The sequence below is a fragment of the Synechococcus sp. CS-1329 genome, from assembly GCF_025128055.1.
Classification (GTDB): Bacteria; Cyanobacteriota; Cyanobacteriia; order PCC-6307; family Cyanobiaceae; genus Regnicoccus_A.
In genome coordinates this window covers 1-24107 of record NZ_JAHLYS010000029.1, presented here as the reverse complement: position 1 = coordinate 24107, position 24107 = coordinate 1, and the positions used below count along the sequence as shown (strand labels likewise).

The following is a 24107-nucleotide window of genomic DNA, read 5'->3' as shown; positions in this document are numbered from 1 at the left end:
TCAGCAGGCGGCGGCCACGGCCTCGGGGCGGTCGAGATGGGGCAGGTGACCGCAGGCCGTCAGTTCCTCCACCCGATCGCCCAGCAGTGCCAGGGCTGCCTGTTTCTGCGGTTGGCGCAGGATGCGGTCCTCGGCTCCCCAGAGCACCTTCAGGGGCTGGGCGGGCAGGGGGACACCGCAACCAGCGAAGCCTCCACTGCGGGCGAAGCGACCTAACGCCTCGCCCCAGCCGATCACCTGCAGATGCAGCGAAGCAATTTCTTCCTCAGCGGGCCCAACGCTGGCGCCAGGATCAGCAAAGGCCTGCCGGCAAAGCCCTCGCCGCACTCCAGGCAGCGCCAGAAAACGCACGCCGAGGCGATCCAGCAGGGGGGGCAGCGGCATCGGACGTCCGGTGAGACCGGCGGGTGCCAGCAGCAGCAGGCGGTTCACCCGCTCTGGGCAGCGGCGGGCCAGCTCCACAGCCACCGATCCGCCCATGGAGGCGCCGATGACGCCCAGGGGCCGTGATGGTTTTGGGGAGGATTCCGCCTCGATGCGCTCCAGCACGGCCATGAGGTGGTCGAGCACACCATCGGGGTTGTAGCGGCCTGCGGCAGGCCGGGGGCTGAAGCCGAAGCCGTAAAGGTCAGGGATGTAGAGCCGGAAGCGGGGCGCCAGCAGCGGTGCCAGCCGGCGGAATTCCAGCAGCGAGCTGTCGAAGCCATGAAGGAGCAGCAGTGGCTCCCCTTCCCCCAGCACCGCCACGGGCCAACGATCACTCAAGCCCGGCAACTCCCACCACTGCACCTGTCCAGCCAGATCGCGGCCCTGGGGGTCCAGCAGGGTGCCGGCGGCTCTGGCAATCAACTCCGGGCCTTGGCACCACTCCGCCTGGGGGAAGCGGCTCAAGGACTGGTCTCTGGGCAGAGCTGGGCTTCGCTGATCTGGCTGCACTCCGCCGCCGGCTTCGACTCCGCTGTGGTGCTCACCATGGCGGTCAGCAGGTCGTTGGCGCTCACGGGGAAGGGCAGGTGGTGCAGGTCGGAGCCGGGGCGAACGGCAAAGGTACAGACGTTGTTGAGGTCGTTGAGGCTGGCTTCGGCCAGGCCCAGATCTTCCAGGCTCACCGGCAGATTCAGACAACGGAAGAAAGAAATCAGCTGGCGGCGGGCCTGGCTGGCCAGCCGGTGGCCACCGAGCAACTCCTCCAGCCGCAGCTGCACGAGCACGCCGAAGCCCACCTTCTCGCCGTGCAGCAGGTGATGGCAGGCGGGCAGCTGAGTGAGGCCGTTGTGAACGGCGTGGGCGGCCACGGTGCGGCAGCGGGCACCACCGAGGCCGCCGATCAGGCCGGCAGTGAGTGCCGAGGCCTCAGCCACCCGTACCCAGGCGTCGCCGCCGGGCTCGGCCATGGCCAGGTCTCCCTCCAGCAGGAGTTGGTCGCGCAGCACCCGGGCCTGCTGCACGGCCTGCTGCACCAGGCCGTCGCCGCTGGCGCCGCTGCTCACCGACGCCTCATACCACTTGGCAATGGCATCGGCGATGCCGCTGGCCAGGGTGCGGTGAGGGGCCTGCAGCACCAGGTCGTGGTCGAAGATCAGCAGATCGGGGCAGCGATCCAGGGCCAGATCGGAGTGGAAGGCGCCTTCCGCTGAGTAGAGGTTGGCCAGGGCCGTCCAGCCGGCACAGGTGGCGGCGCTGGTGGGCACCGTGATGCAGGCCAGGCCGAGGCGATGGGCCAGCAGCTTGCCGGCATCGAGCACCTTGCCGCCGCCCATGGCGATCACCCCGTCGCAGCGGCCGGCCTGAGCTTCGGTTGCCAGGCGCTTTAGATCAATCTCGCAGCAATCGAACTGAAGGTCGGCCGCGAGGGGTTCCAGAGCGAGGCTTTGCAGATCAGCGCAGGCCTGCTGGCGCAGGAGTGCGGTGGCCTGGCTGCGGCCCAGCAGCAACGGCCGACGGCAGAGGGAGGGGAGGGAATCAAGCGAGGCCTTCCAGGCCGAAGGCCCCCGCACCAGGCGGGCGGGGGCGATCGCATGCTGACTGAGGGCTGTCACCATCGAAACGTCAGACGCTGGCAGCAGCCAGTTCCGGCTCCGCAACCACGGTCTGGTGGCGGATCACCACCTGCTTCTCGTCGTTGACGTCGACCAGGGCCGAATCGCCATCCTTGAGACGCCCGGAGAGGAATTCCTCCGCCAGGGAATCTTCGAGCAGGCGCATCACGGCTCGCCGCAGGGGACGGGCGCCGTAGCTGGGGTTGTAGCCCTCTTCGACAAGGCGCTCCTTGAAGGCCTCGGTGACCGAAAGGCCGATGCCCTTCTCCTGCATACGCCCGAACACCTCGCGCAGCATGATCTCGGCGATTTCCTTGACCTCGTCGCGGCTGAGTTGCCGGAAGACGATGATCTCATCGAGACGGTTGAGGAACTCAGGGCGGAAGTACTGCTTCAGCTCCTCGTTCACCAACGAGCGGATGCGGTTGTACTGAGTTTCTTCAACCGCAGCGCCGGAGAATTCGAACCCCAGGCCACCACCGCCTTTCTCGATCACTTTCGAACCGATGTTCGAGGTCATGATGATCAAGGTGTTCTTGAAGTCCACCGTGCGGCCCTTGGAATCGGTCAGGCGACCATCTTCGAGGAGCTGCAGCAGCAGGTTGAAGACATCGGGGTGAGCTTTCTCGATCTCATCGAAGAGCACCACGGTGTAGGGACGACGGCGCACGGCTTCGGTGAGCTGACCGCCTTCGTTGAAGCCCACATACCCAGGAGGCGAACCGATCAGCTTGCTGACGGTGTGCCGCTCCATGAATTCGGACATGTCGAGGCGAATCATCGACTCTTCGCTGCCGAAGAAATAGGCAGCCAGGGCCTTGGTGAGCTCTGTTTTGCCGACGCCGGTGGGACCGGAAAAGATGAAGCTGGCGATCGGACGGTTGGGGTTCTTCAGGCCCACCCGGGCGCGGCGGATGGCCTTGGACACGGCCTTGACGGCTTCGTCTTGACCGATCAGGCGCTGGTGCAGGGTCTCCTCCATGTTCAGCAGCTTCACCGACTCGCTCTCGGTGAGCTTCTGAACGGGAACACCGGTCCAGGAGGCCACGATCTGGGCGATGTCCTCCTCGGTGACCACCGGATGGCGTTCGCCGCTGGAGGAGCTCAGGGCGTTGTCGGCCGCAGTGCTGGCTTCGGCCTCGGCGATGGCTTCACTGGAGCCTTCCACGGCGGTGGAGACGGTGGGTTCCTCGTCGCGGCGGGCCTGGAGGATCGAGCGGATCTGATCGCGCAGTTCCACTTCTTTGTCGCGCAGTTCTCCGGCTTTGCCGAAATCCTGCTGACGGACGGAATCTTCTTTCTGCTTCTGAATGCCCCGCAGTTGCTTGTCAAGCTCCTTGGCGGCCGGCGGCAGCTTGGAATTCATCAGGCGCACGCGGCTGCCGGCTTCATCCACCAGATCGATGGCCTTGTCGGGCAGGAAGCGATCGGAGATGTAGCGATCACCGAGGGTGGCGGCGGCCACAAGAGCTTCATCGCTGATTTTGAGGCGATGGTGCTGCTCATAGCGCTCGCGCAGGCCGCGCAGAATCTCGATGGTGTCGACCACGGAGGGTTCCCCCACCATCACTGGCTGGAAGCGGCGCTCCAGGGCAGCATCGCGCTCGATGTGTTTGCGGTACTCATCGAGGGTGGTGGCGCCGATGCACTGGAGTTCGCCGCGGGCCAGGGCCGGCTTGAGAATGTTGGCGGCGTCGATGGCTCCTTCGGCGGCACCGGCTCCGATCAGGGTGTGCACCTCATCGATCACCAGGATCACGTTGCCCGCGCTGCGGATCTCTTCCATGATCTTCTTGAGGCGCTCCTCGAATTCACCCCTGTATTTGGTGCCGGCCACCAGCAGGCCGATGTCGAGGGTGAGAACCCGCTTGTCCTCGAGGATGTCGGGAATTTCGCCGATGATGATGCGCTGGGCGAGACCTTCGGCGATGGCGGTTTTACCGACGCCGGGCTCACCGATCAGCACCGGGTTGTTTTTGGTGCGGCGCCCGAGGATCTGAATGACGCGATCGATTTCGTTGTGGCGACCCACCACGGGGTCGAGCTTGCCCTCGGCGGCAAGCTGGGTGAGGTTGCTGCCGAATTCGTCGAGGGTGGGCGTTTTGGTGGAGCCTTTGTTGCCACCACCGCCGGCGGTGACCTCGGCGGTTTCGCCGAGCATGCGGATCACCTGGGTGCGCACCTTGGCCAGGTCGACACCGAGGTTCTCCAGAACCCTGGCAGCGACGCCCTCGCCTTCGCGGATCAGACCCAGCAGCAGGTGTTCGGTGCCGATGTAGTTGTGGCCGAGCTGACGTGCTTCTTCGAGGGAAAGCTCCAGCACCCGCTTGGCGCGGGGAGTGAAGGGGATTTCAACCGCCACGAAGCCGGAGCCACGGCCGATGATCTTCTCCACCTCGACCCGGGCATCCTTGAGATTGACCCCCATCGACTTGAGCACCTTGGCGGCCACACCGGTGCCCTCACCGATCAGGCCCAACAGGATCTGTTCAGTGCCCACGAAGTTGTGACCCAGCCTTCGAGCCTCTTCCTGGGCCAGCATGATCACTTTGATGGCCTTCTCGGTAAACCGCTCGAACATCTGCGGTGCCTGTGCAAGTCACCCCAATCTATCAGGGCTGAGAGGGTGTGCGTGATTCTGACTTGAGTTCGGGCGAATCCGCTGGCAGCACTGGGGTGTTCCGGCTCAATTGCCACACGTTCAAGCTTGAATTCGTACGGCCTTACGCATCAACAAAGGGCGGCAATCCGCACCTTCGTCAACGCCAGCCAGTGCAGTTGCACTCAATAGGGGCTGAACGATCCGGCGCAGCCCTTGAGTTGGCACCATTGGATCAGAGCATCCTGGCCATCGCGGTAGTAACCGCGACGACGGCCGGTGTTGCGGAATCCGAGCGAGGCGTAGAGCCCCAGGGCGGCGATGTTGCCGGCGGCCACCTCAAGGCTGGCCGCGCTGGCACCCCGCTCTTGCCCCTGGTGCATCAGCTCGCCCATCAGCCGCCGGGCCAGGCCGGTTCGCCGCCGGGTGGGGTGCACCAGCACCAGCAGGATCTGCAGTTCATCGAGGATCAGCCAGCCGCTGCCCACCGCCAGCAGTTGTGATCCACCCAGCACGCCCAGCACCCAGCGCTCGCCGGCCGCCAGCTCCTGGGCCTCCAGCTCCTGGTGCCACTGGTTCAGCGCCCAGCCCTGGGGGCGGCAGAGCCGATCGAGCTGGTGGCAGGCCTCAGCGTGGTCGGGCCCCAGGCGCCGCGTCTTGAATTCCCCCGGCCCTGCCGCTTCGAGGCTCATCCTTACGATTGTCTGCAATCAGGATTCAGATCCAAGGATGGCGCCGATGACCGTTTCTTCCGTCACTGAGGCGACGCGCCCCTTTGAGTTGAACGCTGATTCGCTCAGCCCCAACCGCAATCTCACGCCGCTCACCACAGCCCTCGACGACCGTGAGCAGCTGCAGGTGGGCGGCTGTGACCTGGGTGATCTGGCCCGCCGCTATGGCACACCGCTGTATGTGCTCGATGAAGCCACGCTGCGGGCCAGCTGCGGGGCCTATCGCGAGGCCCTCGCCGCCCACTATCCCGGTCCCTCGCTGGCGCTCTACGCCTCCAAGGCCAACAGCAGCTTGATGCTCAGTGCCCTGGTGGCCTCAGAAGGCCTCGGCCTCGATGCCGTCTCAGCGGGTGAACTGCTCACGGCCCTGCAGGGGGGCATGCCGCCGGAGCGGATCGTGCTGCACGGGAACAACAAGTCGGATGAGGAGATCTCCCTGGCGGTGGCCCACGGCGTGACCGTGGTGGTGGACAACGACCACGACCTGGAGCGCCTCGCCGAGCTGGCCCCCGCCGCCGGCCGGGTGGTGCCGCTGATGCTGCGCTTCACTCCCGGCATCGAGTGCCACACCCACGAGTACATCCGCACCGGCCACCTCGACAGCAAGTTCGGCTTCGACCCCGACCAGCTCGAACCGGTGCTGCGCCGTCTGGCCAGTTGTGCCTGGGCCCGGCTCACGGGGCTCCATGCCCACATCGGCTCGCAGATCTTCGAGCTGCAGCCCCACCGTGATCTGGCTGGGGTGATGGCCGATGCCCTGGCCCTGGCCCGCTCCCTCGGCCACCCTGTGACCGATCTGAATGTGGGCGGCGGCCTGGGCATCCGCTATGTGAGCTCCGACGATCCCCCGACCATCCAGGAGTGGGTGAGGGGCGTGGCCGAGGCCGTGGTGCGTGCCTGCCGCGAGCGGGATCTGGAGCTGCCGCGGCTGCTGTGCGAACCGGGGCGCTCCCTGGTGGCCACCGCCGGCCTCACCGTTTACACGATCGGCAGCCGCAAGCAGATCCCTGGCCTGCGCACCTACCTCTCGGTGGATGGGGGCATGAGCGACAACCCCCGGCCGATCACCTATCAATCGAGCTACACGGCTGTGCTGGCGGAGCGGCCCACGGCCACGCCCACGGAAACGGTCACGGTGGCGGGCAAGCACTGCGAATCCGGTGATGTGCTGCTCAAGGACCTGGCCCTGCCGGCCAGCAGCAGCGGCGATCTGCTGGTGGTCTTCGCCACCGGCGCCTACAACGCCTCGATGGCCTCGAACTACAACCGCATCCCCAGACCCGCGGCGGTGCTGGTGCACGGGGGTCAGGCGGAGCTGGTGCAGCGGCGGGAGCGACCAGACGAGCTGCTGCTCCACGATGTGCTGCCAGAACGTTTTCGGCCGATAGCATGAGCCAAGTGCTGTAGGGATCTGTGGTCTGGCTGAGGCTCCTCGATCTGCGCCTGCTGCTGGATCTGCTGTTCGCCTCGGCCCTGGGGATGCTGTTGCTGGCCCGGGTGCGCGAATCCCGCACCCTCTGGCTGTTGCGCGGGTGGCTGTTTCTGGTGGCCCTGGTCTGGGTGGTCCAGCGCTTCGCCAACCTGCCGCTCACCACCCGCCTGCTGGAGGCGGTGGTGCTGGGTTGCAGCCTGGCCCTGGCGATTCTCTGGCAGGGGGAGCTGCGGCGCCTGATGGAGCTGCTGGGCACCGGTCGCCTCGATGTGCTGCTGGGGAACCAGGGGGTCGATCAGGAGATGTCGGGGGCGGTGGCGATGCTCACCGAAGCCTCTGGCCGCCTCTCCCAAGGACGCCGCGGCGCCCTGATCCTTGTGGATCTGGGCAGTGATCTGCGCCCGGAGGATTTTCTCAACCCCGGCATCGAGCTCGACGCGATGCTCTCGGTGGATCTGGTGCTGAACCTGTTTGCCGCCGACACCCCTCTGCACGATGGTGCTCTGCTGTTGCGCGGCAGCAGGATCCTCTCGGCAGGGGTGATCCTGCCCCTCTCGCGCCAGGGCATCACCCGCTATGGCACCCGCCACCTGGCGGCCCTGGGCATCACTGAGCGCTTCGATCGCTGCCTCTGCATCGTGATCTCGGAAGAGACCGGCACCCTCTCCCTGGCCCGCCAGGGCAGGTTGGAGCGGCCGATCACCAGCAGCCGTCTGCGGGAGCTGCTCACGGCCGCCCTGGCCCCTTCCTCCACCAAAACCCCGACCAAGGCTGTGGGCGGCTCGGTGGTGCCGCTTCCCACTGGACGTACCGTGGCCGAGGACACGCCCGAATCCCGCGCATGAGTCGCTCCCCGGCGACCACCGACCCGATCCAGGTTTCCGCCCAGCCCTCCGAGCTGGTGCCGGCCTGTCTGGATCCCGCCCGGTTGCCGGCCCATGTGGCCGTGATCATGGATGGCAACGGTCGCTGGGCCCGGCGACGGCGCCTGCCGCGGATGATGGGTCACCGCGAGGGGGTGGAAGCGCTCAAGCGCACCCTGCGCCTCTGCAGCGACTGGGGCATCGGTGCCCTCACCGTCTACGCCTTCTCCACGGAGAACTGGAACCGGCCCGGCGAGGAGGTGACTTTCCTGATGGCCCTGTTCGAGCGGGTGCTCGCCCGCGAGCTGCAGGCCCTGGAGCGGGAGCGCGTGCGCATCCGTTTCCTGGGCGATCTGGAGCAGCTGCCCGAGGGGTTGCAGCAGCGCATTGCCGCCGCCGAGGCCCGCACGGCCGCCAACACCGGCATTCATTTCAACGTCTGCACCAACTACGGCGGCCGGCGGGAGCTGGTGCAGGCGGCGCGGCGCCTGGCGGAACAGGCGGCCCGCGGTGAGCTTGATCCCGCCGCCATTGATGAAGCCCACTTCGAGGCCGAGCTGCTCACCGCCGGTGAGGTGGACCCTGACCTGCTGATCCGCAGCAGCGGCGAGCACCGCATCAGTAATTTTCTGCTCTGGCAGCTGGCCTACGCCGAGATCCACATCACCGATGTGCTCTGGCCCGATTTCGATGAACAGGCTCTGCTGCGGGCTGTGCTGGATTACCAGGGCCGTCAGCGCCGCTTCGGGGGGGTCGAGCCCCTGCTTCCCCCCAGCGCCTGACCCTTTCTCCCCACGCTCCCTGCCCCGTTGACCACCACCGCCCACCCCGCTGCCGCTGCGGCCCCTGACCTGCGCCACGACTGGAGCCGCGCAGAGATCCAGGGGCTGCTGGAGATGCCGCTGATCGACCTGCTCTGGCGGGCCCAGGGGGTGCACCGGGCCGCCAACCCCGGCTACCGGGTGCAGCTGGCCTCCCTGCTCAGCGTCAAGACCGGCGGCTGCGAGGAAGACTGCGCCTACTGCCCCCAGTCGATGCACAACAGCAGCGATGTGAGCGGCCGACCGGAGCTGGAGGTGGAGCCGGTGCTGGCGCGGGCGCGGGCGGCGCAGGCGGCCGGTGCCCACCGCTTCTGCATGGGCTGGGCCTGGCGCGACATCCGCGACGGCGCCCCCTTCGAGGCGATGCTGGCGATGGTGCGCGGCGTGCGCGAGCTGGGGCTGGAGGCCTGCGTGACCGCCGGCATGCTCAGCGACGCCCAGGCCGAGCGCCTGGCGGCGGCGGGCCTCACCGCCTACAACCACAACCTCGATACCAGCCCTGAGCACTACGGGCGGATCATCACCACGCGCACCTACCAGGAGCGGCTGGAAACCCTGGCCCGGGTGCGCCAGGCGGGCATCACCCTCTGCTGCGGCGGCATCATCGGCCTGGGGGAGAGCGTCAACGACCGCGCCGGGCTGCTGCAGGTGCTCGCCGGCCTCGATCCCCATCCCGAGAGCGTGCCGATCAATGCCCTGGTGGCGGTGGAGGGCACAGCGCTGGAGGAGCAGCCGCCGATTGATCCGCTCGAGCTGGTGCGCATGGTGGCCACCGCCCGCATCCTGATGCCCTTCAGCCGGGTGCGCCTGAGTGCCGGCCGTGAGCAGCTCAGCCGTGAGGCCCAGATCCTCTGCCTGCAGGCAGGGGCTGATTCGATTTTCTACGGCGACACCCTGCTCACCACCGGTAACCCCGATGTGGCCTCCGACCGGGCGCTGCTGGCGGCGGCGGGAGTCAGTGTGGAGATGGCGGTTTGAGGGCCCGGATCGCGGCCTTCTACAAGTTCGTGACCTTCACGGCCGCCGAGTTGCCGCTCTGGCGCACGCAGCTGCTGGAGCTGGCCGCGGACCAGGGAGTGAAGGGCACGGTGCTGCTGGCGGAGGAGGGCGTGAACGGCACGATCGCCGGCCCTGAGCAGGGGGTGATGGCCGTGCTGAAGCACCTGCGTGCCGACCCACGCCTGGCGGATCTGGAGGCCAAGCTGAGCTGGAGCGAGCGGCCGAGCTTCCACAGGCTGAAGGTGCGTCTCAAGCCGGAGATCGTGACCCTGGGTCGCCCCGAAGCCAGGCCCAGCGAGCAGGTGGGCACCTATGTGTCGCCCGCGGCGTGGGATCAGCTGATCCATGATCCCGGCACCCTGGTGATCGACACCCGCAATGCCTATGAGGTGGCGCTGGGCAGCTTCGAGGGGGCGATGGATCCGGGCCTGGAGCGCTTCGCTGATTTCCCCCGCTGGGTTGACACGGTGCTGCGCCCCCTGGTGGCGGAGCGCGCGCCCCAGGCCCTGGCGCTGTTCTGCACCGGTGGCATCCGCTGCGAAAAGGCCACCGCCCATCTGCTGGAGCAGGGCTTTGGCGGGGTGCATCACCTGGAGGGCGGCATCCTGCGCTATCTGGAGCAGGTGCCCGAGCCCAGCAGCCAATGGCGCGGCGAATGCTTCGTGTTCGACCAGCGGGTGGCCGTCAATCACCAGCTGGAGCCCGGTGAGCACAGCCTCTGCCACGGCTGCCGCATGCCCCTCTCGCCCAGCGACCGCGATCTGGCCAGCTACGTGACGGGAGTGAGCTGCCGCCATTGCGTCGCCGGGCTCTCCCCGGAGCGCCGCGCCCAGCTGATGGAACGCCAGCGCCAGGTGGAGCTGGCCGAGCGGCGCGGCGAGGTTCACATCGCCCAGGTGTTCAGCAGCTGAACTCAGCCATGCCCCATGGTTGAGCGGCCGATCCTCTACAGCTTCCGCCGCTGCCCCTATGCGATCCGGGCGCGGCTGGCCCTGGCGGCGGCGGGAGTGCAGCCCGGCCTTGACCTGGAGCTGCGGGAGGTGAACCTGAAGGCCAGGCCCTCCGAACTGCTGGAGGCCTCCGCGAAGGGCACGGTGCCGGTGCTGGTGCTGCCAGCGGATGGCACCTCAGCAGGTCAGAGCCATGGAGCTAGCTCCGTGATCGACCAGAGCCTGGCGGTGATGCGCTGGGCCCTGGAGCGCCACGACCCCGGTGATCTGCTGCGGCGTGCCGATAGGCCTGGCCACAGCGCCCAGCGGGCGTTGATCGAGGCGTTGATCGCCAGCAACGACGGTCTCTTCAAGCACCACCTCGACCGCTTCAAGTACGCCGGCCGCCACCCCGGCGCCGATCCCGAGGAGCACCGGGCAGCGGCCCTGACGATCCTGCGTGACTGGAATGCCCGCTTGCCCCAGCTGGTGGATCGAGCCTCCCTGGCGGATCTGGCCCTGCTGCCGTTTGTGCGCCAGTTCCGTCTGGCGGATCCGGAGAGGTTCGATGCTGCACCTGGTCTGACGGCGGTGCAGGCCTGGCTGGGGCGGTTCCTCGCCAGCCCCGAACTCTCGGCGGTGATGACCCCGCCCTGGGCAGCGCGAGAGGCCTGGCGCTCGCCGCGTTGGCTGTATCACCTGGCCCTGGCCCCGGAATGGCACGCCGCCAGGAGTGAGGGGATCTACCGCCGCTCCAGCCGCGGCCTGAGCCTGGAGGAGGTGGGCTTCATCCACGCCAGCCACAGCCATCAGCTCGAGGCCACCCACCAGCGCTTCTATGCCGATGCGCCGGATGTGCTGCTGCTCACGATCGATCCCGGGCGCCTGGCGGCCGCCGGCATCGCTGTGGAGGAGGAGCCGGCCCCCGGCAGCGGCGAGCTCTTTCCCCACATCCAAGGGCCGCTGCCGCTGGCGGCGGTGCTGGCCTGGGAGCCGTTCCGCCCTTGAGCACCCTGGCGGACCTGGAGGCCTGGGGAGCGTCGCGGGGGTTGCTGCTGCGCCTGCAGGTGAGTGGGCCCGCGGCGCTGCGGGGGCTGCGGGTGGGGGTGGCCCGAACCGGACCCGGGGGCGGCCCCCAGCTGCTGGGGGAGCTCAAGGGCTGGGCCATCCCTCTGCCGGGTGGCCTTCATCTCGACACCCTGCGCATCCAGGTGCCCCGCGGCGAGCCGGCGGCTGCCCTGGTGGGTCCGCTGATCTGGGCCGCCACCTTCGCCTGGGCGCTGGAGCACACCCCCTGCCGTCGCGCCGAGCTGCTGGCCATCCGCGACGACGAGCACCAGCACCGCCGCCTGGTGCGCTACTTCCGCCGGCTGGGCTTTGAGCCGCTGCGGGAGCTGGGTGCGGGTGCTCTCGATCTGCCGCAGCGGTTGATCTGGGGCGGCTCGGGCTTGCTGATGCGGGGCGAGTGCGCCGAGGGGCTGCGGCGCTGTGAGCGCACTCTTGGCCTGATCAGGGCAGCTCCCCGGGCAGGAAACGCTGGATGAACACCGCCAGGGCCATCGGTCCGCATCGGGGCTGCCAGCTGGAGCCCCCCGGAAGCCGTCGCCAGCACGCCACCTGCAGGCGGGATTCGCTGCTCTCCAGCAGCCGCACCTGGTAGCGGTACTCGGCATCAGCGGACTGCTCAGCGCTGCTGAGTGCCTCCGCCCCGGGCTGGGTGCTCAAGAAGGAGGCGAGAAAGGCTGAGGCCTCGTGGCTGTGACGCAGCGCGGTGGCGAAGCGCCAGGCCGCGCCGGTGGGGTAGCCGTCGTGGTGGAGGTAGAGATGGCGCTCTGCCGTGCCCGGGAAGCCGGTGAATGAGTAGACGGCGCGGGTGGCCAAGGTGGAGAAGCAGCGGCACTGATGAGTGCCACAGGCGTCTCACACCCCCGAGGCCACTGCAACCTGTTGAACGGCATGGGCCGGCCTGCGCTGCAGGGCCTTCCTGCATGGCGTGGCTGCAGATGGTCTGGAGATCAGCTCTGCGGCCTCGACGCTGACGCTCTCGCGACGGGAGCAGTTCAGTTGTCGATGAACACCGACTGGGCCGTGCGCACCACCCGTGGATCGGGTTCGCAGGCAACGTTGTGGTCTTTGTGGTCGTAGTTCAGGGCGTGGAGGACGCTGCGGATGGCGCCGAGACGGGCCCGCTTCTTCTCATTCGAGTTGACGATTGTCCAGGGCGCCACGAGGGTGTCGGTGGCGAGCAGCATCTCGTTGCGGGCCTCGGTGTAGGCGCCGTACTTCTGCACGCTCACCTCATCAATCGGCGAGAGCTTCCACTGCTTGAGAGGATCCTTGCGCCGGTCGTCGAAACGCAGCTTCTGGCGGGCCTGCGACACGGTGAACCATAGCTTGAAGAGCAGGATTCCACTGCTCACGAGCGACTGCTCGAAGCCGGGAACCTGGCGGAGAAACAGGGCGTGCTCCTGGGGAGTGCAGAAACCCATCACCTTCTCGACGCCGGCCCGGTTGTACCACGACCGATCGAACATCGTGATGGCGCCGGCCGAGGGCAGGTGCGGCACGTAGCGCTGGAAGTACCACTGGGTGGCTTCGGCATCGTTGGGCTTGGGCAGCGCCACATGTTCACTGCCGCGGGGGTTCAGATGTTGGCGGAAACGTTTGATCGATCCACCCTTGCCCGCCGCATCGCGACCTTCAAACAGGATCACCACCCGCTGCCCCACAGCCTTGATGTGACGCTGCGCCTTGAGCAGTTCGATCTGGAGGGCTTCGAGGTCTTGTTTGTAGTCTTTCTTGTCGATCTGTTCGTTGTAGGGACAATCGTTTTGCATCTCATCGATTGACTCAACGGGGGATGGGCTGTGCTTCTTGCTCATGAGAGTTGTGATCGTCTGGTTGTACCCAAACGAAGTTGATTATACGTCAATCGCGCTAGGGCACCACCACGTAGCTGATCCCGTTCAATTTTGGTTTCTCCACGATGCGCATGCCTTACGGCTGACCGGAGGACACGAACAGGCGCAGGGCGAAGGGGCGAGTGGGGGTCATGGGGTGGGATGGAGTGGTTGGAGCGATCCGGCCTGGCGCATCAGCTGCTCTTCAGCCTTCTCCCACTCGCCCAGATGGGCCCGCATCAGGGATTTCCAGACCCTGCCGTGGTTGGGAATGCTGAAGTGGAGCAGTTCGTGGACGATCACGTAGTCCCACAGGGCCTGGTCGAGCGAGAGCAGGTCGACACTGAAGTTGAGATGGCCGTTGGTGGAGCAGGAGGCCCACTTGTGGCGCATCGGGCGCATGCCAAGCCATACCACCTGCACATCCAGCTTCTGCGCCCAGTCGCGCACGCGGGTCTTGAAGGCCGCTTTGGCGTTGCTGGTCATCCGATGCGGTCCGCCTTCTGCAGCAGGGTGAACAGCTCATCGACGATCGGCGTGACCTGCTCCAGCTCATCACATTCGGCATAGATGGCAAAGGTGACCTGGTTGCGCAGCTCTCGCAGGGCGTTATCGCTTCGCTTCCAGTTCGGGTAGGCCACGAAGGCGGCCTTGATCCTGGTGCTCACAGCCTCTGGATTGTTGACCTTCGCATTGAGCAGGGAGCGGTACACGAAGAACGTGAGCCCATCGAAGCCCTTCTCGGCTTGCTCCTGCTTGCGGATTTCGTTCTGTCGAATCGCGGCAAAGAGTTCCGCCAATGCCTCAGATGTGGAGGTCTGCCGCTGTTCAAAGCTCTCCTGCACCAGCCGGGCTCGCTCAGCCATGGCGATCAGGAAGGGGTCGTCGCTGTGGTCTTCGGCGAACTTCTCGATGCTTTTGACCAGGTTGATCACTTTGCTGCCGTCTCCACCCTGCCGTGCCTTGATCAATTCAATCGTTTCGCTGTTGATCAATACAGCTTCGAGAATGCCTCGGGCCTGGAGCTGGCTCGCGCTCACGCTCTGCTGCACCAGGGCATTGGTTTTACGCTGAAACTCACGATCCACCGGCACAGTGGTGCTGTACGCCTTGCGAACGATGGCATAGATGCCGGAGAGGGTGGCGAAATCATCCAGGAGGGGCCGCAGGAAAGCATCCGGCGAGATGATCTCGTAGAGCATCTCGATTTCCTTGTATTCCTTGAAGAATTGCTTGCGTCGCTCGGGGTCGCGGAAGTGCTCGATCAGAGTGTCGATGTCTTTGTCGTTGAAGTTGCGCTCGATCAGACCGAGGTAGGCGGGCGCCTGGGCCTCCATCTTGTTCTGGAAGAGCACCTTGAGGAGCTTGAGGTCTTTGACGATGGCGTTGATCTCGTCGCTGTCGAAGGCGAGGGCCTTTTCGAGCTTGTCGAAGATGCCCACGAAATCGAGCACGAAACCGTGGGGTTTCACCTTCTCCTGGGCCTCGTTCTCGTAGGGGCGATTCACCCGGGCGATGGCCTGCAGCAGGGTGTGATCGCGCATCGGCTTGTCGAGATACATGGCATAGAGAATGGGCGCATCGAAGCCGGTGAGCAGTTTTTCAGTGACGATCAGGATCTTGGGGTGTTGGTCGAGCTTGCCGAAGCTCTTGCGGATCTGGCGTTCCTTCTTGGGGTTGAGGTGGAACTCCTTGAGCAGGGCCGAGTCGTTGTTGTTGCCGGTGTAGACGACCTCCGAAAGCTGGGGCGGCAGGCCCATTTCGGTGAATACGGCATCGAGGGCATGCTTGTAGAGAGCGCAGGCTTCTCTGTCGACGCCCACCAGGAAGGCCTTGTAGCCGAGCGGCTCCACGTTCTGCAGGTAGTGGTTGGCCACGAAGCGAGCCACCTGCTGGATGCGGGCTTTGCCCTTGAGAAAGTTCTTGAGGTTCACCGCCCGCTCAAGGATCTTGTTCAGTTCCTCGATGTCGGCCACGCCCTCGGCTTCGGCGAGGGAGAGAAACTCCGCGTCGAGGGTCTCGTGGGGCACGAGCATCTCGTTGGGGGCGAGCTGGTAATAGAGGGGCAGGGTGGTGCCGTCTTCGATGCTGTCGGCGATGGAGTACTTGTGCAGGTAACCCTTGTCGTCTTCACAGCCGAAGGTTTTGAAGGTGCCCTTGCCGTAGGCGGTTCTGTCGACGGGGGTGCCGGTGAAGCCGATGTAGGTGGCATTCGGCAGGCCTGCCATCAGGAAGGTGCCAAGGTCGCCACCGGTGGTGCGGTGGGCCTCGTCGATCAACACATAGATGTTGGAGCGGGTGTTGAGATCCACCGGCATGTCGCGGAATTTGTGGATCATCGTGACGATGATGCCCCGGTAGTCGTCCTTCAGCAGTTGGTTGAGGCGGGCGATGCTGCTGGCGTGCTCCAGGTTGCCCAGGCCGAGGGCGGTTAGGTTCTTGAGCATCTGATCTTCCAGCTCATTGCGGTCGATCATCAGCAGCACGGTGGGCTTGTCGGCTTCGGGGGCTCGGAAGAGCCGCTCGGCGGCCTTGATCATGGTGAAGGTTTTGCCGCTGCCTTGGGTGTGCCAGATCAGGCCCCTCCGGCGGTGGGGATCCAGGGCGCGGCCCACGGAGGCATCGACCGCTGCAGTTTGGTGCTGGCGCAGGATGTATTTGTTGAGCTCTTCGTCTTTCTCGGCAAAGACGATGTAGTGCTGCAGGAAATCGAGGAGCTGCGGGATGGCGCAGAAGCTCTTGATCTTGGCCTCCAGCTGGCCCACCTGATCATGCTTCCAGTTGAAGAGGTTGCGCCGCACCGTGTTTCAGCTCACGCCATAGGAAAAGCCGATGGCATCGGTGGCGGTGAACAGCTGCTGGCTCACGAACAGCTCGGGGGTTTCGCGGTGGTAGCGGCGGATCTGATCGATGCCCAGATCGATGGCTTCCTGCTTATCGGCGTTCTTGCATTCGATCACCAGCACGGGGATGCCGTTGATCAGAAAAACCACATCCTCCCGCGTACCGTAGTGGCCGTTGTGAAAGACCCACTCTTCGGTAACTTCATAGATGTTCTTGCGTGCCTCCGGCAGCCTGTCGCGGTCGTCGTAATCGATCAGGATCAGATCGTGCTCGCGTTTCTCCTCGTGGCCGAAGAACTTGCCCCGGTTACGCAGGTGCTCGACAAATTCCCGGTTGCCATAAATATTGGTGTGAAGGTGGCGGAACTGCCAGAGCAGGGCGCCTTCTGCCTCGGCATAGCGCGGGTTAAACTCTCGCACCTTGGCGTCGAGCAGATCGTCGAAGAAGAGCGAGCGGTTCTTTGCGCGCTCGGCAGGTGGCATCTCTGGATCAAACCCGCGCCGCTTCTCGGCTTCCTCGCGGGACATAACCGTCCAACCGATGGCCTCGGCGTAAGCAAGGATACGGGATTGGACGGTTTTGTGTTCTCCGGGGGTGCTCATGACGTGGATTCCTTCCTCACTTGCGAGACATCCCGCGGCCGCGAAAGGAAGCCGAAGCCCTCAGTAGATTCGAGCATTCGCACGTGGACGGTCTTGTATTCTCTGGGCGGGGGCATGTCATCAAATCGTTATCCCTATCGGCATAGGAATTCCAAGTTGCACCGCTACGGGTGTGTAAATATCAATTTCCTGCCCAGGGAGAGTAAACGACACTATCAATGAGTAACGAGTTTGCCGTTGGAATCTGCCAAGATGGGCACGCTCTCGCCACCAACCCACTGCCGGATGAACTGCTATCAAATTTGAGCCAGCCAGCTGAACAGCAGTGCCAGACCAGAGGTCAGAATGAATGGAGCCTACGTTTCTGATTTCGCCTAGCCTCCAATGATCCGCAGCGCCCTCTGTTCCTGGATGCTCGTCATCCTCACGTGCTCTCCGGTTGATCCTTTGGACAAATTCCTCTTCGTCCTCTCCTGGGCCGTTCAGCTCGAATCTAAGGGCGTGTGAAGCATAACGATACCGATCTTTCCATCCAATTTCGCCAGGGCTAGGTTCTACAAAATATGAGAGTGTTACCCGCATTTGAACCGGCGACTCACGGAGTTCCTGAAGGACATCAACTGGCCACGGCAACCGGTAAATATGCATGTCCTTTGATATGCAGCGACTCTGAGTTTCATGTCTGTCAAAAGGCTGAAGATTAGCTTCTGAGATTAATGATAACGAGTTTGAGGCGCATGAGATAGCGCGTTCAAGGCTCGGAACTCCATAGCCGCAGATCTTGGCCAGTTTGTAGTAGTCACTTTTTAAAGGTCCCCGAAGATACTTTCGCTTTTGAGTGCCAGTCCACTGTGCCGAATGAACTATCAAACCCCGAATCGTTTCCGGCCAAGCGGCGGGATACTCAGCCTGAAGACGCGCAGCCATCCATGCAGCCTGAGCAGAAGCGGCACTCGTAGCGTCGAAAGACGAAAACTGTGCGACTCCGGGATCGCGGTAGGTCGAAAGGAGCTTCAAGTCATCAGTATCAAAAACCGTATCATTTGGCCCTGCAGCAACATTTCCACCCTCAAAACAAACGTCTGGCTTGATCGGCCATTTTCTGTTCGGCCAAGTCGAAGATGTACATGAAAATGGCGAGAGGTCTCCTGCTTCCGCAATTGCTCTATAAGAATGAAGAGATGGATCGGAAATATGAGTTTTCTCGGTAAAGGCCCCCACTGTTAAAGCATTCCAAGCCTGTGCTGGATCCTGAACTTCACAAGTAATGTTGGAATCTGGAAAACGCATCCAATCTTCCGGATCTTTAACGTTTCCGGCACTGATAATGATCAGTCGTCGTCGGTCATCAGAATACCCAGAGGCCAACTCATCAATTTCACCAGACCATGAAGAGGGGCGGCCGCGATTGATTTCATCGCAACTAGTAACTGCCATGCAAATCACGCGCTTACGTTGAGGTGCTTGAATTTCTGCTCTACTGATTCCTTGGGCAGTGAAGTGGCCCCAAAGTCTGCGTGGGTTTTCCTCTGGGGGTGGAGGAAGAATCTTTGCTGATTCCAAGCAGTGCCTGACAATTATAGGAGACCCACTTTCGAGGCAATCAAGGATATCCCCGTATGCTGCAGTTCCTGCCATCAATGTCCCATGACCGTGGTCATCCTGCGTCCCCCAAGCTAGGTCTGCAGCATGGCAGTCTTCATCCGGCAAAACCGGCTGCAAGAGTCTGTGACCATTATTTACTCCGTGGTCGAGCACCAGAACGCAGACGTCATTCTGGAGTTGAACAGACGTTCGCTCCAAAAGTTCATGCAGCCATTCAGATTGATCCGCGTTGTCTTGTTCAACAAAGAAGGTGGCAACCTCTCGTGCATGGCGAAATTCAGCGATTGAGTCTGAATACTCTATTAGAGATTCCAATTGCTGCCGATTCGCCAGAATAAGCCGCACCGTACGCTCTGGAAAGGAAAGAGAACCCTCACCAAGTTCGATTCCTTGATCACCGCATAATTGTTCAAATGCCTCAATGACGTTGAGATCTTCACTGCTTAACCAGGCTTCCACCCATTCGGGGGCATCCCTGGGAAGGCGATCAGGAGCATCCTGCCAAAAAGATGACTCGAGGATGGCGGCCCTTACATCCCCAATACTCTCGATCAGCGGCGCATTTTTCGCTGTGGTCGTTCCGTCCTGCCTTGGCGGATTGTCTTCCGTTGCATAGGCGATCGCCTTCTGCAAAAAGTGAGCACTCTTCTCCTGCGGAATAAAAACCGTTGCCCTAGTGATCTCCTCTCCGTCTTGTCCCTCAGTCCGTACATTTAGGAGCTTTATGCCTGCCTGACGTGACTCCAGACTCTTAAGAGTCAGATTAAATCCTGGCTCGCTTGAAAACTCAAGATAGACTCCTTGTCTTGAGGAATGCGCTACTGCACGCCGTTCTTCAGCTTGCTGCCAAGCTGTTTCCAGTGCTCGTCTCACAACTGCCGCATGCGTTGGCCTATCCTGTGCACGAAGCCGTGGGCCGTCACCTCCTCGTCTAGGGCTACTGTAGTCATCTCGGCTATGAGATGGACCAGGAAGGAATAGATGAGAAAATCTTTTGCCAACCATGGATCACTTGCGATTGTGCGTTTGATGTCTTTCGACAAGTGTCCTGATCAATGCCTTGCTATCAACTTTATTCTTGTCTTCTAGTATTGCTTCCTTGATCGCGTCTCTACATGCGTGATCGATCTCAGAATGACTTAGATCGGAGCTTTGCTCAATAATCGACTTCCATCCAAGACGACCCTTGAAGCAGCCAAGAACATTGTCGATCAAATGCCGACGCGATACTTCATCCGGCAACTCATAGTGCAGCACATCGTCAAATCGCCGGAACAGTGCGCGATCCAAAAGCAATGGATTGTTCGTCGCTCCAATAATGAGACTTTCAGAAACGTCCTGCTCGATGAACTGTAATAGCGCGTTGAGAACCCGTCGCATCTCTCCGACGTCATTTTCCAGAGATCGTTCGCCACCGATGGCGTCAAACTCATCGAAAAGGTAAACGCCCCGCTGTTCTCTGATAAGATCAAATATTTGGCGAAGTTTTGCACTGGTTTCGCCCATAAACTTGGTGACGAGCTTATCAACCTGGATCGTGTGCAGCGGGAGGCGCAACTCGTGTGCAAGAACGCGGGCAGTGAGAGTCTTCCCGGTTCCGGGAGGGCCGGAGAGGAGAATCTTTCTGCGATTTGAGAGTCCGTGCTTCTTTAATTTCTCTCGTTGCCGATGCTCATGAATAATTCTCTGAATTCGATCACGAATAACGTCTGGAATCACCAACGCAGAGAGCGGAATATCGGAAGTCTCTGACAGTACCATTCCCGCCAAATCTCGTGGAAATCTCAACAGCGTGTTGGTTCCCCGAGTCTTCCGACTCTTGTCTACGATCTCGCGGATATCATGCGCGAGTCCAGTGTGCCCTTGTTGAGCTTCATGAGCCGCAACCTGCAGGGCAAGAGTGTAAAAGCGCTCATCATCATCGCTGAGATGCGAGCGTATTAGAGATTTAATTTGATCTGCTGTAGCCATTTTATGTAATGATTCTAAGGTCATCTGGTGGCATGATTGCATTGAGAAAAGTTAGCCTACTGTCAAAGGCAGGTCGTGAACACGGATCTTCGCGGTCATGAGTTCGTGGAGGAGGGTGCGGAAGAGGTTTTGGAGTTGATCGCGCTTTCGCTCGTGCGTCGCATTCTTTTTATCGAGGGTCACAAGAGCTCTAGCTATTTCTTCTATCTCGTCCTCTACAGGGGGAATCGGAATTTCAAATCCACGCACATCGAGTAGGCTAAGGTTTGCTCGCGCGATGTCCTTCTTCTGCCTCCGCATTTGCTCCTGACCCCATGGCGAGAGAAGGAAATAAACGATCAATTGTTTTATAGCCTCTGACCTCTCAAGCCGGACAAACCCGACTGCTTGGTTACAGTTGCCTCCCTCAATATCGTCGGTCCCCAGTGCAACCCGTCCGATTGATGCTCCCACAAGATTGATCAGGATGTCACCGGATTGGAGGATCGAGCGCTTTTCCTTCTCGTTGAAGGATGGGGGTAGATAGGTACGGTCGTCCAAGAGCATCCTTCCGCTTCCCACGTTTTGGCTTCGGACGAAGAGGATGCCTTTATCAGTGTAATGAAACCCCTGCCACTTCGGAGATGATCCTTTGGAGATCGTAGTCGCGATGTCACCGAGTTTGCGAACCTCCCAACTCTCGGGCACGGGGCCGATTTCAGTCTGTTTTTGAGGCTCCCCACGCAGCCCTTCATTGAAGAGCTTGTGCATGAGGGCCTTTTTCAGCTCGGTGGTGGTCTGAATGATCCGCTCCTGCGCTTGGATCGCCCGCTGCACCGTCGAGAGGATGTGCGCGATCTTCTTCTGCTCGGCGAGTGGGGGGATGTTGAGTCGAATCTGTTCCAGACAATCTCGGGTGATGCCTTTGATGGTCGCACCACGCTTATTCATCGCGACGTACTGCTGAATCGTGCTTATACCCAATTGATAAGCGATAAACTTGTATCATACACTTCGTTGTCAATCAGGACACCTGCGAGGTCCTGGTTGATAGCGAGATCAATGCGGTTGATGCCAACTTTGCCTACGCCAACCCTCGTTGCGAAGATGATGCTGTCCTTGGGGACGATCTTAGTTGATGATTTTTCGACAGCATCATTGGAGATAAATTTCTCGCCCGAAGTGAGTTCTAGCTTGCTGCCAAGCCATTTGCTCGTGATCCAGGGAATATCTCCCGACCAGAAATCTGCCTGTGAAGTGTCAGGTGTGCCTCCGCTAAGGAAGCCGGTGGAAACTTCACCAAATGTTGTTTCACTCCAGGCGTTCATATATCGATCTTCTCCAAGATCTCCTTCAAAGCCTTGTCTCTTTCACGCGCCTCGGCTTCAATCGCGTTCAGTTCCTGAACGATCTCCACAATAGGTCGATAGGTTTCGGTATCGCTGGTATGGATGTAACGGCTGGGGGAGATGTTGTAGTCGTTCTTCTTCAGCTCGGGGTGCACCACAATGCGGCTGAGCTTCTCCACTTCCTTCCAACCGATCAGAGTGTCCGCAATGAGTCGGATCCCTGCCTCTGGGATGAAGTTCTTGGGATCACCCTTCTCGAACACCTGGCTGGCGTTCACAAGCAAGACCTGGCCCTGGCGCTCCGCTGTCTTGGCCTTGTTCAGGAACAACACGATACCGGGGGCGGTGGTGTTGTAGAAGAGGTTTTCTGGCAGGTAGAGCACGCTCTCGATCAGGTCGTGCTCCACGAACCACTGGCGCACGGTCTTTTCCTTGTTGGTGCCGGCATTGCCCGAGCCGCGGGAGGCGGCGCCGGTGTCGAGCACCACGGCGGCGCGGCCGTTGGCCTTGAGACTGGCGTGCATGTGCTGCACCCAGCCCCAGTCCGCCGACGACTTGCCGGGGAAACCGGCGCCCGGTGGAAAGCGGTCGAATTCGTCGCTGTCGTAGTCGGTCTCCGTGAACCAGTCCTGATTCCACATCGGATTGGCCACGACGCGATCGAACGTACGCAGTTTACCCGCTGAGTTTTTGAACCAGGGTTTCTTGAACGTGTCGCCGATCTCGATCTGGCCCTCCAGGTCGTGGATGATCATGTTCATGTTGGCCATCGCCCAGGTTTCGGGCACATACTCCTGGCCGAACAGCTTCAGCGGTGCAATGGCGGCGCCGTTCGAGCCCCGCACGCTCTCTTCCATAGCGATCTCGCATTTCACCAGCAGACCGCCGGAACCGCAGCAGGGGTCGTAAATCTCCATGCCGGGCCCCGGCTGCAGCACCTTGCTCATGATGCTGGCCACCTCGGGCGGGGTATAGAACTCACCAGCGCTCTGGCCGCTGCCCTCGGCGAATTTGCGGATCAGGTACTCGTAGCTCTTGCCGATGATGTCGGCCTCCACATCGCTCAGCCCCAGGCGCTTGGTGCTGATCGCCTCGATCAGGTTGGAGAGGCGGTCGTCGTCGAGGTCGCGCTGGCCGTGGGTGGTGGCGTTGAAGTCCACCCGGTCGATGATGCCCTGCAGCAGCGGGTTCTCCCGGGCGATGGCCCGCATCTGTGTGGTGACATCTTCGCCGATCTTGTCCGAGAGCTTGCGGATCACGCTCCACACCGGCTGCTCGGAGTCGCCTGGCACCAACGGCAGGTAGAAGCGCACCAGCTTGTGATCGGCGGCCACCAGCTGGAACGCCTTCTGGCGCGAACCCACCTCGGCGGCGATGCGGTTCAGCTCGTCGTCGAACACATCGCAGAGCCGCTTGGTGAAGATCAGCGGCAGGATGTAGTCCTTGTATTTCGGCGCATCCTTGGCGCCGCGGATCGAGCAGGCGGCATCCCAGATCCAGGACTCGAGGGATTTGTCTTTGGGGGTGCCGTTGGCGGAGGCCCTGGCCTTGCTGCCTTTGCTGGATGGGGCGGGTTGCTGCGCCACCGGTTCGGCGCCCACCAGGGCCACCGCATCGCTGCGGCCCCTTCCTCGCACCACAATCCGCTTGCCCACCAGCTCGGCCTTCACCTCCTCGTAGAGGGCCTCATCCCAGCCCAGCGCCTCCTGCAACGTCGGGTTCTTGGTGGGGCTGCCGAGCTCTTCAAGGGCCTCGAGGAAGTCGTCCAGTTGCTCCTGATCGGCCATCGATTGATCAGGTGGTCACCACTACTGGGAGTCTGCCTGAGGCAGGCGGTTTTGGGATCAGGCGGGCAGCTCCAACCCCCCGTACAGGAAAGCGCCCCGAACGATGGCGCAGTCGGCCTGGCTGACGCCAACGCGGCGCAGCAGGCCCTCCCACTCCGCCGCCACGGTGCTGAACACTCGAGCCGCGATCGCTTCCGCGTCCTCCTTCTCCAGAAGGAAGCGGCCTGCTCCCGCCACAATCGTGCCCCGATTGGCCCAGCGGCTGGGCCTGCGGCCCTCCAAGCCACAGACCATCGCCAGATCACGGCGGGTTTCCGTGCGCATGCTGCCCGGTGTGAGGTCGTAGGCGGGGCTGAGCCGCCACTGGCGGGAGCGGGCCAGCAGAGCATGGTTGCGGGGGTGATCGTCGAGGTTCGACACTTCCGCGTTGAAGCACACACGAGTGAAAAGTTCCCTTAGATCCTCGGCAGGCCTGGCGCTGACCCGCCGCAGTTCATCGGCCAGCAGCAGATACGACCCTGACTGACCGACACATCTCTGAGAGCCCTTGCAACAGCATGGGTCTCAGCTCATTGGGTGGGCGGGGAGCCATGGGAGCTTGGGGCTGCGAAACCAATCCAATCCCCCGTGGATCCCCAGACCCGACTGCATCGTGAG

General features: G+C 62.5%; 22 protein-coding genes. 7 read left to right on the top strand and 15 right to left on the bottom strand.

Annotated elements, in window-relative coordinates:
- From KQ304_RS05695 to KQ304_RS05680, 4 genes are all read right to left on the bottom strand, one after another.
- Nucleotides 1-849, bottom strand: coding sequence for an alpha/beta fold hydrolase (locus KQ304_RS05695; protein ID WP_259736178.1), 849 nt, complete (start codon nt 847-849; stop codon nt 1-3).
- Nucleotides 850-887: 38 nt separating this feature from the next.
- Nucleotides 888-2042, bottom strand: a complete 1155-nt coding sequence (locus KQ304_RS05690) for an iron-containing alcohol dehydrogenase family protein (protein ID WP_259736146.1) — start codon at nt 2040-2042, stop codon at nt 888-890.
- Nucleotides 2043-2049: 7 nt separating this feature from the next.
- Nucleotides 2050-4620, bottom strand: a complete 2571-nt coding sequence (locus KQ304_RS05685; RefSeq protein ID WP_259736145.1) for an ATP-dependent Clp protease ATP-binding subunit — start codon at nt 4618-4620, stop codon at nt 2050-2052.
- A gap of 203 nt (nt 4621-4823) precedes the next feature.
- Nucleotides 4824-5330, bottom strand: a complete 507-nt coding sequence (locus KQ304_RS05680) for a GNAT family N-acetyltransferase (protein WP_259736144.1) — start codon at nt 5328-5330, stop codon at nt 4824-4826.
- Between the two features lie 46 nt (nt 5331-5376).
- Here KQ304_RS05680 and lysA point away from each other — a divergent pair, with 46 nt between their 5' ends.
- The 7 genes from lysA to KQ304_RS05645 are packed head-to-tail and all read left to right on the top strand — an operon-like array spanning nt 5377 to nt 11957.
- Nucleotides 5377-6762: a diaminopimelate decarboxylase gene (gene lysA / locus KQ304_RS05675; RefSeq protein ID WP_259736143.1), complete on the top strand. Its 1386-nt coding sequence runs from the start codon at nt 5377-5379 to the stop codon at nt 6760-6762.
- 20 nt (nt 6763-6782) lie between these two features.
- The gene (gene cdaA / locus KQ304_RS05670; protein WP_259736142.1) at nt 6783-7646 is read left to right on the top strand and encodes a diadenylate cyclase CdaA; all 864 of its coding nucleotides are present in this window, start codon (nt 6783-6785) and stop codon (nt 7644-7646) included.
- Nucleotides 7643-8446 (top strand): isoprenyl transferase, encoded by an 804-nt coding sequence (locus KQ304_RS05665; RefSeq protein ID WP_259736141.1) that lies wholly within the window; start codon nt 7643-7645, stop codon nt 8444-8446. Before cdaA ends, KQ304_RS05665 begins: the two co-directional genes overlap by 4 nt.
- Nucleotides 8447-8473: 27 nt before the next feature.
- Nucleotides 8474-9463 (top strand): biotin synthase BioB, encoded by a 990-nt coding sequence (gene bioB / locus KQ304_RS05660; protein WP_259736140.1) that lies wholly within the window; start codon nt 8474-8476, stop codon nt 9461-9463.
- On the top strand, nt 9460-10395 hold the full coding sequence (locus tag KQ304_RS05655) for a rhodanese-related sulfurtransferase (protein WP_259736139.1): 936 nt from the start codon (nt 9460-9462) through the stop codon (nt 10393-10395). The genes bioB and KQ304_RS05655 overlap by 4 nt, the downstream gene beginning before the upstream one ends.
- A gap of 15 nt (nt 10396-10410) precedes the next feature.
- The gene (locus KQ304_RS05650; protein WP_259736138.1) at nt 10411-11421 is read left to right on the top strand and encodes a DUF952 domain-containing protein; all 1011 of its coding nucleotides are present in this window, start codon (nt 10411-10413) and stop codon (nt 11419-11421) included.
- Entirely contained in the window at nt 11418-11957 is a 540-nt protein-coding gene (locus KQ304_RS05645; protein WP_259736137.1) for a hypothetical protein, read from the top strand. Before KQ304_RS05650 ends, KQ304_RS05645 begins: the two co-directional genes overlap by 4 nt.
- On the opposite strand, the gene KQ304_RS05640 is transcribed toward KQ304_RS05645, so the two are convergent.
- The 11 genes from KQ304_RS05640 to KQ304_RS05590 all read right to left on the bottom strand — a co-directional run bounded on the left by KQ304_RS05640 (nt 11923) and on the right by KQ304_RS05590 (nt 23960).
- Nucleotides 11923-12294 (bottom strand): hypothetical protein, encoded by a 372-nt coding sequence (locus KQ304_RS05640; protein ID WP_259736136.1) that lies wholly within the window; start codon nt 12292-12294, stop codon nt 11923-11925. The genes KQ304_RS05645 and KQ304_RS05640 overlap by 35 nt on opposite strands.
- Before the next feature lie 179 nt (nt 12295-12473).
- Nucleotides 12474-13295 (bottom strand): polyphosphate kinase 2, encoded by an 822-nt coding sequence (gene ppk2, locus KQ304_RS05635; RefSeq protein WP_259736135.1) that lies wholly within the window; start codon nt 13293-13295, stop codon nt 12474-12476.
- A 168-nt stretch (nt 13296-13463) separates the two neighbouring features.
- On the bottom strand, nt 13464-13799 hold the full coding sequence (locus KQ304_RS05630; protein ID WP_259736134.1) for a M48 family metallopeptidase: 336 nt from the start codon (nt 13797-13799) through the stop codon (nt 13464-13466).
- Nucleotides 13796-16114, bottom strand: coding sequence for a type I restriction endonuclease subunit R (locus KQ304_RS05625; RefSeq protein WP_259736133.1), 2319 nt, complete (start codon nt 16112-16114; stop codon nt 13796-13798). The genes KQ304_RS05630 and KQ304_RS05625 overlap by 4 nt, the downstream gene beginning before the upstream one ends.
- 6 nt (nt 16115-16120) lie before the next feature.
- Nucleotides 16121-16759, bottom strand: a complete 639-nt coding sequence (locus KQ304_RS05620) for a type I restriction endonuclease (RefSeq protein ID WP_259736132.1) — start codon at nt 16757-16759, stop codon at nt 16121-16123.
- A 120-nt stretch (nt 16760-16879) separates the two neighbouring features.
- Nucleotides 16880-19237, bottom strand: a complete 2358-nt coding sequence (locus tag KQ304_RS05615) for a S8 family peptidase (protein ID WP_259736131.1) — start codon at nt 19235-19237, stop codon at nt 16880-16882.
- Nucleotides 19238-19372: 135 nt separating this feature from the next.
- Nucleotides 19373-20359 (bottom strand): AAA family ATPase, encoded by a 987-nt coding sequence (locus tag KQ304_RS05610; RefSeq protein ID WP_259736130.1) that lies wholly within the window; start codon nt 20357-20359, stop codon nt 19373-19375.
- 27 nt (nt 20360-20386) lie between these two features.
- Nucleotides 20387-21265, bottom strand: a complete 879-nt coding sequence (locus KQ304_RS05605) for a restriction endonuclease subunit S (protein WP_259736129.1) — start codon at nt 21263-21265, stop codon at nt 20387-20389.
- Nucleotides 21266-21288: 23 nt separating this feature from the next.
- On the bottom strand, nt 21289-21642 hold the full coding sequence (locus KQ304_RS05600) for a restriction endonuclease subunit S (protein WP_259736128.1): 354 nt from the start codon (nt 21640-21642) through the stop codon (nt 21289-21291).
- Nucleotides 21639-23450: a class I SAM-dependent DNA methyltransferase gene (locus KQ304_RS05595; RefSeq protein ID WP_259736127.1), complete on the bottom strand. Its 1812-nt coding sequence runs from the start codon at nt 23448-23450 to the stop codon at nt 21639-21641. The genes KQ304_RS05600 and KQ304_RS05595 overlap by 4 nt, the downstream gene beginning before the upstream one ends.
- Nucleotides 23451-23507: 57 nt before the next feature.
- Nucleotides 23508-23960, bottom strand: a complete 453-nt coding sequence (locus tag KQ304_RS05590) for a HipA domain-containing protein (RefSeq protein WP_259736177.1) — start codon at nt 23958-23960, stop codon at nt 23508-23510.
- Nucleotides 23961-24107 lie beyond the last annotated feature (147 nt).